Raw genomic sequence first — 13,113 nt, 5'->3', positions numbered from 1 at the left:
CCACCGGCGCTGATGCCGGCTTCTGGCCCTTTCCGATTGGAGTGTTTCCATGTCTGTGCGACTTGCGGCGTTCGCCGCACTGGTCGCCGTGTCCGCCATTGCATGGCCGGCGAACGCGGCTGATCGACTCTCCCTGGACGACGCATTTGCGCGCGTCGCCGAATCCCATCCCGATCTGCGCCTGCTCGGGGCGCGACACAACGTGCTCGCCGCCGAACTGGGCCGCGCAACCCTGCGCCCCCCACTGGTCGCCGGCGCCAGCGTCGAGAACGCTTTCGGCACCGGCGAGGCGAGTGGCCTGAGCGGCGCGGAGCTGACCCTGACCCTGGCGTCGGTGCTGGAGCGTGGCGGCAAGCTCGATGCGCGTCGCACGCTGGCGCAAAGTCGCATCGATGCCCTGGCGGTCGAGCGCGAGGCCCGGCGCCTCGACCTGCTGGCGGAAGTCGCGCGTCGCTACTTGGCGATGGTCGCCGCGCAACGCCAGCGCGAGATCGCCGAGCTCGACATTGCCCAGCGGCAACGTACCGTCGCCGGAGCGCGGCAACGGCTGCAGGCCGGCGCTTCGCCCGAGTCGGTCGTGCTGACCGCGCAGGCGGCCCTGGCCCGAGCGGAGTTGGATCGTGCCCGTGCCGAGCAACGCCATGCGGCGGCGCGGCAGCACCTGGCCGCCCTGTGGGGCGAGCGATCACCCACCTTCGACGCGGTGGCTGGCGACCCGACGGTCCTGCCCGAGGTGCCTGCGTTTGCCACCCTGGCGAGCTTGCTGGAACAGACGCCCGAGCTTGCGCAGTTCGTCGGTGAGCGCCGTATCCGTGAGGCGCGCCTGCAACTCGCGCGTGCCGATGCCAAGGCGGATCTGGATTGGGAAGTCGGCATCCGCAGGTTGCAGTCAACAGACGACTTGGCCCTCGTGGGCAGTGTGTCGATGCCGCTGGGCGCGAGTCGCCGCGCGCAGCCGGAGATCCGCGTGGCCGAGGCCGAACTCACCGCGCTGGAGATCGAACGCGAGTCCAAGGGGCTGTCGCTGTATTCGACACTGGCCGAAGCGCACGGGCGCTACCTCACGGCACAGCTGGAGGTGGACCGGCTGGGCACCGACGTGCTGCCCAAGCTCGCCAAAGCCGAAGCCGCGGCGGAACGCGCCTACCGCGCCGGCGCCATCAGCTACCTGGAATGGGCGCAGCTGCAGTCGGAACGCACCGCAGCCCGCAAACAGCAACTCGACGCCGCGCTGGAAGCCCAGCGCGCCCTTATCGAAATCCAGCGCCTGACCGGTGCGCCGTTCGTGGCAGCACCGGCACAGGCGACGCAGGGAGGTACCCCATGAAGTGGACACACTGGATCAGCGCACTGACGCTGGCCGTTCTGTTGAGCGCATGCGGCGGCGCGAAGCCGTCCAACGAAACCGATCACGAAGAAGGCGAAGCACACGCCGCAGAGGAAGGCCACGAGGAGGCGCCCGACCGCACCACCATCGCGGCGAAAGTCGCCCAGGACGCCGGCATTCGTGTCGCACCGGCGGCAGCCGGCATCATCGCCGACGAGCACGAAGTCCAGGGCCTGCTCACACCGGTCGAAGGCCGCGTCGCCAAGGTCATGGCGCGCTTTCCCGGTCCGATCCGTTCACTGCGTGCCAACGTGGGTGATCGCGTGCGTGCGGGGCAGCCGTTGGCCACCATCGAAAGCAACCTTAGCCTCACGACTTACACGGTCCCCGCGCCAATCTCCGGCGTCGTGCTCGCTCGTAATGCATCGATCGGCACGGTGGCCAGCGAAAGCGCGGCGCTGTACGAGATCGCGGACCTGTCGGAACTATGGGTGGACCTGCACATCTTCGGTGCGGATGCTCAGCACATCACGGCTGGCGTGCCGGTGCGGGTCACGCGCTTGAGCGACGGACTTACTGCCGAAACGACGCTCGAACGCGTGCTGCCGGGCACTGCGACCGCCAGCCAGAGCACCGTGGCGCGCGCAACGATTCGCAACCTCGATGGCCTGTGGCGTCCGGGCTCGGCGGTAAAGGCCCGCGTCACCGTGGACCAAGCGCCGGCGAAGCTGGTTGTGCCCGTCACCGCCTTGCAGACCGCCGAGGACCAGGACGTGGTCTACGTGCAGCAGGGCGACACCTACCGCGTCCGGCCAGTGAAGCTGGGCCGCCGTGATGCGGAGCGCGTGGAAGTACTGGATGGGCTCAAGGCGGGTGAGCGCGTGGTCGTGGCGCAAAGCTTCCTGGTCAAGGCGGACATCGAAAAGTCCACCGTTGAAGAAGACCACTGAGGCCCGCCATGCTCGAACGCCTCATTCGCTTCTCCATCCGCCATCGCTGGCTGATGCTGGTGCTCACCGTCGCGCTGATCGCGCTGGGCGTATGGAGCTATCGGCATCTGCCGATCGATGCCACGCCCGACATCACCAACGTACAGGTCCAGATCAATACCCAGGCGCCGGGCTACTCGCCGCTGGAAGCCGAACAACGCGTCACGTTCCCGATCGAAACGGCAATGGCCGGCCTGCCCAAGCTGGATTACACCCGTTCGCTGTCGCGTTACGGACTCTCGCAGGTCACCGTGGTCTTTGCGGACGGCACGGACCTGTACTTCGCCCGGCAACAGGTCGCCGAGCGGCTGCAGCAGATCGCCTCGCAACTGCCCGAAGGCCTGGACCCGGAGATGGGGCCGATCTCCACGGGGCTTGGCGAGATCTTCATGTACACCGTGGAGGCTGAGCCGAATGCCCGCAAGCCGGACGGAACCCCGTATACGGCCACCGACCTGCGCACCCTGCAGGACTGGGTGATCCGCCCGCAGCTGCGCAACACGCCCGGCGTCACCGAGGTCAATACCATCGGCGGCTTCGAGCGGCAGATCCACATCACGCCCGATCCGGCTCAACTGGTCGCGTTGGGGTTCACCCTGCATGACGTAGTGCAGGCGATCGCTCGCAACAACCAGAACATCGGCGCGGGCTACATCGAGCGCAACGGCCAGCAATTTCTGGTGCGCGTGCCTGGGCAACTGGCGGACCTGGAAGCGATCCGCAATATCGTGCTGGACCGGCGCGAAGGCGTGCCGATTCGGGTGCGCGATGTCGCCACGGTCGGCGAAGGCAAGGAACTGCGCACCGGCGCAGCTACGCAGAACGGTCACGAGGTCGTGGTCGGCACCGCCTTCATGCTGTTCGGCGCCAACAGCCGCGAGGTGTCCCGTGCCGCGGCCGAGAAGCTGGAGGCCGCCAATGCCAGCCTGCCGGCAGGCGTACGTGCCAAGGCGGTCTATGACCGTACCGCGCTGGTCGACCGCACCATCGGCACCGTCGCCAAGAACCTGATCGAGGGCGCGTTACTGGTAGTCCTGGTGTTGTTCCTGCTATTGGGGAATGTTCGTGCGTCGCTGATCACCGCCGCGGTGATTCCGCTGGCGATGCTGTTCACCATCATCGGCATGGTGCGCGGCGGCGTGTCGGGCAACCTGATGAGCCTGGGCGCGCTCGATTTCGGACTCATCGTCGACGGCGCCGTGATCATCATCGAGAACTGCCTGCGCCGCTTCGGTGAAGCGCAGCACGCACTCGGCCGCGATCTCAACGACGAGGAGCGTTTCGACCTGACCGCCTCGGCGACCGCAGAAGTGATCCGGCCCAGCCTGTTCGGCTTGGGCATCATCGCCGCGGTATATCTGCCGATCTTCGCGCTCTCGGGCGTGGAAGGAAAAATGTTCCATCCGATGGCGATCACCGTGGTGCTGGCGTTGACCGGCGCGATGATGCTGTCGCTGACCTTCGTGCCAGCGGCGATTGCGACCTTCCTGCGCGGCCGTGTGGCGGAGCACGACAACTGGCTGATGCGCCGGTCGAGGGCCTGCTACACGCCATTGCTGGACTGGGCGTTGCATCACCGCGTCGCAGTGCTGGCCGGCGCCGCGCTGCTGGTGGTCGCCTGCGGACTATTGGCCACGCGTCTCGGCTCGGAGTTCGTGCCGAGCCTGGACGAAGGCGACATCACCGTGCAGGCGATGCGCATCCCAGGCACCAGTCTGGAGCAGTCGGTGGCGATGCAGGAGACGTTGGAGAAGCGTCTGGCCCAGTTCCCAGAAGTGGCCAATGTGTTCTCCAAAATCGGCACCGCCGAGGTGGCCACCGATCCGATGCCGCCGTCGATGGCCGACACCTTCCTGATGCTCAAGCCGCGCGACCAGTGGCCGGACCCGCGCAAGCCCAAGGCGGAACTGATCGAGGAACTGGAAACCGCGGCCCGCGAGATCCCGGGCAGCAACTACGAGTTCACCCAGCCGATCCAGATGCGCACCAACGAGCTCATCTCCGGCGTGCGCTCGGACGTGGCGGTAAAGGTCTACGGCGACGATCTCGGTCAGCTGGCGCGACTGGCCGCGCGGGTCGAGCGCGTGATGCGCCAAGTGCCCGGTGCAGAGGACGTGAAAGCCGAACAGGTCACGGGATTGCCACTGCTCGCCGTGACGCCGGACCCCGTCGCACTGGCGCGCTACGGCCTCAACCCGGGCGACGTGCAGGACACCGTTGCTACGGCCATTGGCGGCGAGGTCGCTGGCCAGCTGTTCGAGGGCGATCGCCGCTTCGCGCTGGTCGTGCGTTTGCCGGAGTCGCTGCGCCAGGATCCGGCGGTGTTGGCGGACTTGCCGATCCCGCTGCCCGAGAGCGCGAACGCTGACGAATCCAGCCGCGAAGCCGCCTGGCGCAGCGGCGGTCCGCGCACGGTACCGCTGCGCGAAGTGGCCGAGGTACAGATCCAGCGCGGACCGAACCAGATCAACCGCGAGAACGGCAAGCGCCGGGTGGTGATCACCGCCAACGTGCGCGAACGCGACCTGGGCGGTTTCGTCGCGGAACTGCGCACACGCATCGGTCGCGATGTGAAGCTGCCCGAGGGCTACTGGATCGACTACGGCGGCACGTTCGAGCAGTTGATCTCCGCGAGCCAGCGCCTGGCAGTGGTCGTGCCGGTCACGCTGGCGCTCATTTTCGCGTTGCTCTTCATGGCCTTCGGCTCGGCCAAGGACGCGGCGATCGTGTTCAGCGGCGTGCCACTGGCGCTGACCGGCGGCGTCATCGCACTGGCCTTGCGCGGGATTCCGTTGTCGATTTCCGCCGGCGTCGGCTTCATCGCCTTGTCCGGCGTGGCGGTGCTCAATGGTCTGGTCATGATCGCCTTCATCCGTCGCCTGCGCGAGCAAGGCGATCCGCTCGAGAACGCGGTCCGCGACGGCGCGCTGGGCCGGTTGCGGCCGGTGCTGATGACCGCGCTGGTGGCTTCGCTGGGTTTCCTGCCGATGGCGCTCAACGTAGGCGCAGGTTCGGAAGTGCAGCGCCCGCTGGCGACGGTCGTGATCGGCGGCATCGTGTCCTCGACATTGCTGACGCTGCTCGTGCTGCCGGCGTTGTATCGCTGGCTGCATCGGCAGGCGGAGGGTTCACCGCGGGCTGCGAACGCTTGATCGAAACTTCATGCAGGCTGCGGCCACTTAGGAGCACAAGACATGGGTGCAGGACACGATCACGGGCTGGGCGAAGTCCAGCATGAGAAACCGTTGTGGTGGGCCTTCGGACTCACCGCCGCCTTCCTGGTCGCCGAGGTGGTGGGTGGCCTCGTCACCAACAGCTTGGCGCTGCTGTCCGACGCGGCTCACATGGCCACCGAGGGTTCACCCCCGTTTTCACGGACACTTACGAGAAGGCCGATCGAGGCCATGAGGAGTGTTCATGTCGAAGCGAAGGAAGTTCAGTGCAGAGTTCAAGCGTGGCGCGGTTGAGCAGGCGAGCCAGCCGGGCGTCAGCTGCGCTCAGGTGGCACGGGAGCTGGGGATCCGGGACACGCTGCTGACCCGCTGGAAGCGAGAGGCCCAGAGCCAAGGCAAGGTGGCCTTCGGCGGCACCGGCACGCCCCGGGATGAGGAACTCGCCCGCCTGAAGCGCGAGCTGGCCCGGGTGAAGAAGGAGCGGGATTTTTTAAGAGAAGCGGCGACGTTCTTTGCCAAGGGATCGTCCTGAGGTATCAGGCGATCGAACGTTGCCGCGATGAGTTCCCGGTTCGGCTGATGTGCCGCTGCCTGCGGGTCTCGGCCAGTGGTTACTACGACTGGAGCAAGCGCCTGCCAAGCACCCGCCAGCTCGACAACGAGCGCTTGCTCGACCGCATCCGTGAGCTGCATGAAGACAGCCGGGGCACGCTGGGCGCCGGTCGGATGCAGGAAGATCTGGCCGATGCCGGCGAACCCGTCAGCCTGAACCGGGTGGCGCGCCTGATGGCTGAAGATGGCCTGCAGGGCTGGCCGCGGCCGAAGCGGCGTGGGCAGCGTGGCCGGCCCGCGCTGACGCCGCCGGGCGTGCGCAACCTGCTCGAACGGGACTTCACTGCGCTGGAGCCGGAGACCAAGTGGGTCACCGACATCACCGAACTCAAGACCGGCAGGGCAAGCTGTGCCTGTGCATCGTGCTGGACCTGTTCGACCAGCGCGTGGTGGGCTGGTCGATGCACCATCGGCAGGATCGGCAGATGGTGATCCGGGCCGTGCAGATGGCGGTCTGGCAGCGTCAGGGCAGCGACCCGGTGATCCTGCATTCCGATCGCGGCAGCCAGTTCCGGAGCGGCGACTACCAGCGTTACCTGGCGGCCAACGAACTGGTGTGCTCGATGAGCGCGGTGGGCCATTGCGGTGACAACGCGGCGTGCGAAGGCTTCTTCGGCCTGCTCAAGCGCGAGCGGGTCCACCGCATGACGTATCCGACACCCGATGCCGCCAGGGCTGATGTGTTCGAATACATCGAGCGGTTCCACAACCCGAGGATGCGGCGCAGGGTGGCCAGGAAAGACCGGAAGCTGTCAGCTCTTTTACAGCCGTCCGTGATTTCGGGGTAGAACCCCGCGGTACGGATGGTGCTGGAGCATCAGGGCGAGCACCGATCGCAGTGGGCGGCGATTGTCTCGATCGCAGGCAAGGTAGGGTGCACGCCCGAGTCGCTGCGTCGCTGGGTCCGTCAGGCCGAGCGTGACCGCGGCTTGCGCAGCGGGCCGACTACCGACGAGCAGGCGCGGATAAAGGCGTTGGAGCGGGAAGTACGCGAGCTGCGCCAGGCCAACGAGATCCTGCGCAAGGCGTCAGCGTATTTTGCCCAGGCGGAGCTCGACCGCCGGTTCAAGCCATGAGAGGGTCGGCAGGGATTCGTGTAAAAACGGGCCGAAAGTGAGCTAACTGCCTGTCGCAGCTGGCTTTCTTGGCCGCTCCAGAAAATCGAGGGTTGGGCAGCACTCTCCCGCCGGCACTTGGGCGCACCGCGCTATCTTCTGTTCGAGATCCCTCTCCAGCTGTCGCAGCTCGCGGATTCGTAGACGGACATCGACGAGCTTTCGCTCGGTCAGCTGACGGGTCTGCTCGCAAGAACGTTCGCCTGTGATCTCTAGCAGGCCAGCGATCTCGTCGAGGCTGAATCCCATCATCTGAGCGCGCCGGATGAACTGAAGCCGATTGACATCGTTTTCGTCGTAACGACGCACGCCTCCTATGGGTCGCTCGGGTTGACGCAGCAGCCTACGTCGCTGGTAGTAGCGCACGGTTTCGACGTGCACATCGGCCGCCGCCGCCAGCCGGCTGATCGTAAACGTGTTCGGACGCACGGCTTGACTCCGTAGCTAGGTACAGAGGCTAGTATACTCTGATGCAAACAACCCCGGCCAAATCGTCTGTTCCAGCCATCGTTGGCGCGAGCATCGCCGCCATTGGCGCATCGGTCTGCTGCGTCGTGCCGCTGGTGCTGGTCCTGCTGGGCATCAGTGGCGCCTGGATCGGCACCCTGACAGCTCTCGATCCCTTGAGGCCCTGGTTCAGCGCCGCCGCCGTACTGTCCTTGGCCGTGGCGTTTTGGATGCTGTATCGACCGGCGGCACGGTGCGGTGTGGATGGCAGTTGCATCGCCCCGGACGCTCTGCGACGCAGGCGACGTTGGCTCTGGTTGGCGACAGCCCTCATCGTCCTGTTGCTGCTGTTTCCCTATTACATCGTCTGGATTCTGTAGGAGGCGCGATGCACAAGTGGATACTGGCCCTGGTGGCTGCTCTGTCGGTCGGTGCCGCTCTTGCGACGCCCGCAACCGTAGTGATGCTCGATGCTGAGAACATGACCTGTCCCGCCTGCGGCATCACCATCAGGAAGGCGCTGGAGAAGGTGCCGGGCGTGGCCGATGTGAAGGTGGACACCCGGGCTGAAACAGTCACGGTGACGTTCGAATCGAGCCAGACCGATGCAGCCGGAATCGCGCGTGCAGTCACGGAAGCAGGCTTCCCGGCCAAGGTGCGGACTCGCGGTGAGTGACGTCAAGCTGGAAAGCGTCTTGACCTGCCCGGAGTGCGGCCATCGGGCGACCGAGACAATGCCCATCACAGCGTGTCAATTCTTCTATGAGTGCACGGGCTGTGGAGCGGTTTTGCGTCCGCATCAAGGCGACTGCTGTGTGTTCTGCTCGTTCGGAACAGTGCCATGTCCACCGATCCAACAGAACAATCCCTGTCGTGGTTGAACCGCGGACTCCGATAATAGTTGGACAGACAGGCTGCGAGATCGACTGTGCCACCCTGGAAAGCGCGCCGCTCAACCAGCGGTGTGCATGCGAAGTGGTCGACATCCTCCGTCTGCACGAGTCGATCCGGGGTGCCTTTCCGGAGTTCACGACTGATCCCGCCGTACACGCGCACTTATTTTCACCCTATGCCTTGTTCGTTGATCGGCCCGCGTTGGAGGCCATGGGACGAGTCGCGGCGGCGGTCTTCGACGTCGCAGGAAACCCGGGATATAGCCAACGGGTCCTGCAATGGGCCCCCGACATTGCAACCCATGATCCGGGTTCTGCGGGGGGCGTCCTGGGTCTGGACTTTCACCTGACGGTCGACGGCCCGCGGCTGATCGAGGTCAACACCAATCCCGGCGGCCTGCTCCTCAATGCAGTGCTGCTCGATGGCGTGCGGTCTTGCGCGCCGGCTGCGTGGACCACCTGGACAACGACGGCGAAGGCCCGCAACGCGGCTGTCGCCGCCTGGCTGGACGATGCCCGGCAGCAGTTCGGCCGCGCGCCTGCGCGTCTGGCGATCGTGGACAGCGCCCCGCGGGAGCAGTTCCTTTACCCGGAGTTCGAGCTGTACGCGGACGCATTCCAGGAGCATGGGGTGGACTGCGTGATACGCGCACCCGAGGAACTGAGCCTTGGCCCGGACGGGCTTGCAGATGCCCATGGCCGGATCGACATGGTCTACAACCGGTTGACCGATTTCGCGCTCGAGGAAGCTTCGCATGCAGACCTTCGTCAGGCTTACCTGGCGGGGGACGTCGCATTCACCCCGCATCCACGTGCGCACGCGTTGTTCGCCGACAAGCGCAACCTTGCGGTGCTTGGAGACCCGACCTTGATCGGCGGGTTCGGGGTGGATGCGGGCTCGGCGGCCCTGCTGGCCCAGGTGATCCCGCCCACGGTTGAAGTCGTCCCCGGAAACCGGGATGCGCTGTGGGCAGCGCGCAACGGCTACTTCTTCAAGCCTGCAGCAGGGTTCGGCAGCCGTGGCAGCTATCGGGGCGACAAGCTCACCCGGCGAACGTGGGAGTCGATGGCGTCGGCGACCTACATCGCACAGGCCTTCGCGCCACCGAGCATGCGGATCGTGCATGGGGGCCAGTCCCTCAAGGCGGACGTGCGCTGCTTCGCGTCCGAGGCGGGTGTGCTGTTGTTCGCGGCCCGGCTTTATCAGGGCCAGACTACGAACATGCGCACCCCAGGTGGTGGATTCGCAGCGGTGCTCACGACGCCACTGATCGGCGAGTAATCCTGGCTGGGGCCGCCCTGGCGGTATGCCCTGGACTACAGCCAGGCCAATGCTGATTCGGCCAGCTCGCGTTCCTCATCGATCGCGACGTTCCAGATGGCCGGCCCGCTCGCGGCATCGATCCGCGTGGCCCCAGCATCGTTGTCGTCAGGTGCCAGCGCCAGGCCAAGCCAGCCCAAGCGCGCGATGATCCGCGCCCGCAGACCCGGCGCGCGGTGGCCGATGCCGCCGGAAAAGACGACATGGTCGAGTCCGCCGATTCCCGTGGCCATGGCCGCGATGGACTGCGCGATCCGGACTGCGAAGAGGTCCACGGCAAGCTGGGCCTGCGGGCCAGGATCGGCAAGCAGCACGCGCATATCGCCGTGCCCGGCGATGCCGGCAAGACCTGCAGTGCGGGACAAACCATCTTCAATCGCTTGCGCGTCCAGCCGTTCGTGCCTGAGCAGGTACAGCAACGCACCGGGATCGAGATCCCCGGAGCGGGTAGGGCTCGGGATTCCCCCCAGCGGAGTGAGCGCCATGGTGGTGTCGCGGCTCCGACCGTCCTCGACGGCGCAGACGCTGCAACCACCCCCCAGATGCGCGAAGACGGCGCGGCTCCGCAGGATTCCGGCGTCCTGGCTGGCCACGACTCGCAGTGCAGAGGCGAAGGCGAGTCCGTGGAAACCGTAGCGGCGGACGCCCAGCGCATCCCATGCTTCGGGGATGGGCAGGCGCTGGCTCCAGGGTGCGAGTGTCACGTGGAAGTCCGTGTCGAAGGCCACGCCCTGGCGGGCTTGCGGCCAACGCAGGCGCGCGGCACGCGCGAACGCGAGGGCGACCGGCTGGTGCAAGGGTGCGAATGGCACCAAGGCATCCAGTTTCGCAAGTACATCTTCGTCGAGCTCGCTGGCGTTGCGCAGGTCGCCGCCATGTACGATTCGGTGGACCACCACGTCGGGGCCGGGCGCCGGTATCGACAATATTTCGAGCAGGGTGGCAAGTCGCTCTTGCGCATCCGCGCCGACGGCAATCTCGGCCCGGGAGCGCTCCACGACGCGTGGCTGCGCGCCTGGCCCCTCAGCGTGCAACAGATAGCACGCGCCCTTGAGGGTGGACGAGCCAACGTTGAGTGTCAGAAGCCGGCGCGTGGTCATAGGTGTCGCCAGTTCATGTTCATGGGGACCGTACCGCCCGGCGCAACAGCTGCGCATTGATCGCCACCACGATGGTGCTCAGCGACATGAGCACTGCACCAAGCGCGGGTTGCAGCATGATCCCCCATGCAGAGAGAACGCCGGCAGCGAGCGGGATGGCGACGATGTTGTACCCGGCGGCCCACCACAGGTTCTGGATCATCTTGCGATAGGTCGCCTTGCTCAATGCAATGATCGCAGGGACGTCGCGCGGGTCGCTGCGCACGAGTACGACGTCGCCGGCTTCGACCGCGACGTCCGTGCCTGTGCCGATGGCGATGCCGACGTCGGCTGTGAGCAGCGCCGGCGCGTCATTGACGCCGTCACCCACCATCGCGACGCGCTTGCCCTGGGCCTGCAGCTCCTCGATCTTTGCCACCTTGTCCTCGGGCAATACCTCGGCGAAGACGGTGTCGATGTTGAGTTCCTTCGCGACCGCGTTTGCGACCGCCGTGGAATCACCCGTCAGCAGGACAACCTCCAGTCCTTCGTCGTGCAGCCGCTTGACCGCGTCGAACGATTCGGGACGGATGGCATCCGCGATCGCAAATACGGCGAGCACCCGGTCGCCTTCCACCAGGTAGGTTGCAGACTGACCATCGGCTGCCGCTGATTCGGCGGCCCGCCGAAGGGTCTCCGGCGGTTCGACGGCGAGCATTCTCAACAGACCCGGCCCGCCAACGTGAAGCGAGCGCTCCTCCACGACTGCGCGCACGCCGCGTCCCGGCATGGACTCGAAGCCCTGCGACATCGGAACGTCGATGCCATGTTCCTTGGCGCTGGTCATCAGCGCCTGCGCGATCGGATGTTCAGCGTCGCGCTGGACCGCCGCGGCCACGCGAAGCACCTCGTCGTCGGTGAGTCCATCGGCGGCAGTGGTCTTCACGACGCGGTGCGAACCGAGGGTGAGCGTGCCTGTCTTGTCGAACACGACCGTGTTCAGCAAACGGGCCTCTTCCAGGCCGCGTCGATCGCGCACGAGCAGGCCGTTCCGTGCGCCAATCGTGGTCGAGATGGCGGTCACCAGCGGGATGGCCAGACCCAGCGCATGGGGGCAGGCGATCACGAGCACGGTCACTACGCGCTCGATCGTGAAGCTCCACGGTCGACCGAGGAGTGGCCAGACAATGGCGGTAACCGCGGCGGAGACGATGGCGATGATCGTGAGGTAGAACGCCGCCCGGTCGGCCAGGGCCTGGGCGCGCGAGCGCGACGTCTGGGCCTGCGCGACGAGCCGCATGATGCCCGCGAGCGCGGTCTCGTCGCCGGTTCCCGTCACCTCGACACGCAACGAGCCCTGTCCGTTGACGGTGCCGGCGATCACCCGGTCGCCCGCCGCCTTGTTCATCGGCTTGGACTCACCGGTGATCATCGCTTCGTTGACGGCGCTGCTCCCTTCCTTCACGACGCCGTCGGCGGGAATGCTCGCGCCGGGCCTGATGAGCAGCAGGTCGCCGCGCTTCAGTTCCGCGACAGGGACTTCCTTCGCGGTACCGGCCTCATCCAACCGCACCGCCATATCAGGCAGCAGCTTCGCGAGTTCCTTGAGAGCGCCCTGTGCCTGGTTGATCGAACGCATCTCGATCCAGTGGCCGAGCAACATGATCGCCACCAGCGTCGCCAGCTCCCACCACAGGTCCAAGCCCTCGACAACGCCGAGCGTGACCAACGCGCTGTAAAGGAAGGCGACGGTGATCGCAAGCGAGATCAGCGTCATCATGCCCGGCAGGCGATTTCTCAGCTCGTGGTATCCGCCGCGGACGAACGGCGAGCCGCCGTAGAAGTACACGATCGTGCCGAACACCGCCGGGATGTACGCCGACCCCGGGAACTGTGGTGCGGTGTAGTCGAACCAATGCTGGATCATCCCGCTCCAGATCAGAGTGGGGATGGTCAGCAGCAGCGTGAGCCAGAACTTGTCGCGGAAGCTCGCCACGCTGTGGCCGGCGTGCTTGTCGTGCCCGGCATGGACGTCACCTTCAGCACCCGTGCGGGGATGCGGCGGTTGCTCGCCGTGCGCCTGATGATCTTGATGATGATGATTGTGTTGCGTCATGGGTCTGCCTTCGTGGATGCACTGATGCGCCGGGCACCAGC

9 protein-coding genes and 3 pseudogenes are annotated in these 13,113 nt (G+C 66.2%); 9 read left to right on the top strand and 3 right to left on the bottom strand.

The window, feature by feature from the left end; all coding sequences use genetic code 11:
• Positions 1 to 49 precede the first annotated feature (49 nt).
• The 5 genes and pseudogenes from PSEJ35_RS0106835 to PSEJ35_RS15650 form a co-directional block, all read left to right on the top strand.
• Positions 50 to 1,327, top strand: coding sequence for a TolC family protein (locus tag PSEJ35_RS0106835; protein WP_028917134.1), 1,278 nt, complete (start codon positions 50 to 52; stop codon positions 1,325 to 1,327).
• A gap of 137 nt (positions 1,328 to 1,464) precedes the next feature.
• Positions 1,465 to 2,277 (top strand): annotated as a pseudogene (locus PSEJ35_RS15660) (efflux RND transporter periplasmic adaptor subunit); the annotation flags it as partial.
• A gap of 8 nt (positions 2,278 to 2,285) precedes the next feature.
• Positions 2,286 to 5,468 (top strand): CusA/CzcA family heavy metal efflux RND transporter, encoded by a 3,183-nt coding sequence (locus PSEJ35_RS0106825; protein ID WP_028917133.1) that lies wholly within the window; start codon positions 2,286 to 2,288, stop codon positions 5,466 to 5,468.
• 265 nt (positions 5,469 to 5,733) lie between these two features.
• A pseudogene (locus tag PSEJ35_RS15655) lies at positions 5,734 to 6,889 on the top strand (IS3 family transposase).
• Between the two features lie 15 nt (positions 6,890 to 6,904).
• Positions 6,905 to 7,179 (top strand): annotated as a pseudogene (locus PSEJ35_RS15650) (transposase); the annotation flags it as partial.
• Between the two features lie 40 nt (positions 7,180 to 7,219).
• Here the strand turns inward: PSEJ35_RS15650 and PSEJ35_RS16910 are convergent.
• Positions 7,220 to 7,645: a MerR family transcriptional regulator gene (locus tag PSEJ35_RS16910; RefSeq protein ID WP_043766636.1), complete on the bottom strand. Its 426-nt coding sequence runs from the start codon at positions 7,643 to 7,645 to the stop codon at positions 7,220 to 7,222.
• Positions 7,646 to 7,686: 41 nt separating this feature from the next.
• Here PSEJ35_RS16910 and PSEJ35_RS0106805 point away from each other — a divergent pair, with 41 nt between their 5' ends.
• The 4 genes from PSEJ35_RS0106805 (at position 7,687) to PSEJ35_RS17440 (ending at position 9,838) form a co-directional block, all read left to right on the top strand.
• Positions 7,687 to 8,043 carry a mercuric transporter MerT family protein gene (locus tag PSEJ35_RS0106805; protein WP_017355168.1) on the top strand — a complete coding sequence of 119 codons (357 nt, stop codon included), beginning with the start codon at positions 7,687 to 7,689 and terminating at the stop codon, positions 8,041 to 8,043.
• An 8-nt stretch (positions 8,044 to 8,051) separates the two neighbouring features.
• Positions 8,052 to 8,339 (top strand): heavy-metal-associated domain-containing protein, encoded by a 288-nt coding sequence (locus tag PSEJ35_RS0106800; protein ID WP_028917132.1) that lies wholly within the window; start codon positions 8,052 to 8,054, stop codon positions 8,337 to 8,339.
• Positions 8,332 to 8,544: a GDCCVxC domain-containing (seleno)protein gene (locus PSEJ35_RS17595; protein ID WP_084635471.1), complete on the top strand. Its 213-nt coding sequence runs from the start codon at positions 8,332 to 8,334 to the stop codon at positions 8,542 to 8,544. The genes PSEJ35_RS0106800 and PSEJ35_RS17595 overlap by 8 nt, the downstream gene beginning before the upstream one ends.
• 94 nt (positions 8,545 to 8,638) lie before the next feature.
• Positions 8,639 to 9,838, top strand: a complete 1,200-nt coding sequence (locus PSEJ35_RS17440; protein WP_028917131.1) for a hypothetical protein — start codon at positions 8,639 to 8,641, stop codon at positions 9,836 to 9,838.
• 35 nt (positions 9,839 to 9,873) lie between these two features.
• Here PSEJ35_RS17440 and PSEJ35_RS0106790 read toward each other — a convergent pair whose 3' ends face one another.
• Positions 9,874 to 10,977, bottom strand: coding sequence for an acetate/propionate family kinase (locus tag PSEJ35_RS0106790; RefSeq protein WP_028917130.1), 1,104 nt, complete (start codon positions 10,975 to 10,977; stop codon positions 9,874 to 9,876).
• A gap of 19 nt (positions 10,978 to 10,996) precedes the next feature.
• Complete coding sequence (locus PSEJ35_RS0106785; RefSeq protein ID WP_232207595.1) at positions 10,997 to 13,072, bottom strand: heavy metal translocating P-type ATPase; 2,076 nt, start codon at positions 13,070 to 13,072, stop codon at positions 10,997 to 10,999.
• Between the last annotated feature and the right edge of the window lie 41 nt (positions 13,073 to 13,113).

The organism is Pseudoxanthomonas sp. J35, assembly GCF_000513995.1.
In the GTDB taxonomy this organism is placed as follows: Bacteria; Pseudomonadota; Gammaproteobacteria; order Xanthomonadales; family Xanthomonadaceae; genus Pseudoxanthomonas.
This window is presented reverse-complemented; position numbering and strand designations above follow the sequence as displayed.

Coding starts and splice junctions, on each gene's coding strand:
- PSEJ35_RS0106835 (WP_028917134.1), top strand. CDS start 50: ATGTCTGTGCGACTTGCGGCGTTCGCCGCACTGGTCGCCGTGTCCGCC.
- PSEJ35_RS0106825 (WP_028917133.1), top strand. CDS start 2,286: ATGCTCGAACGCCTCATTCGCTTCTCCATCCGCCATCGCTGGCTGATG.
- PSEJ35_RS0106805 (WP_017355168.1), top strand. CDS start 7,687: ATGCAAACAACCCCGGCCAAATCGTCTGTTCCAGCCATCGTTGGCGCG.
- PSEJ35_RS0106800 (WP_028917132.1), top strand. CDS start 8,052: ATGCACAAGTGGATACTGGCCCTGGTGGCTGCTCTGTCGGTCGGTGCC.
- PSEJ35_RS0106790 (WP_028917130.1), bottom strand. CDS start 10,977: ATGACCACGCGCCGGCTTCTGACACTCAACGTTGGCTCGTCCACCCTC.
- PSEJ35_RS0106785 (WP_232207595.1), bottom strand. CDS start 13,072: ATGACGCAACACAATCATCATCATCAAGATCATCAGGCGCACGGCGAG.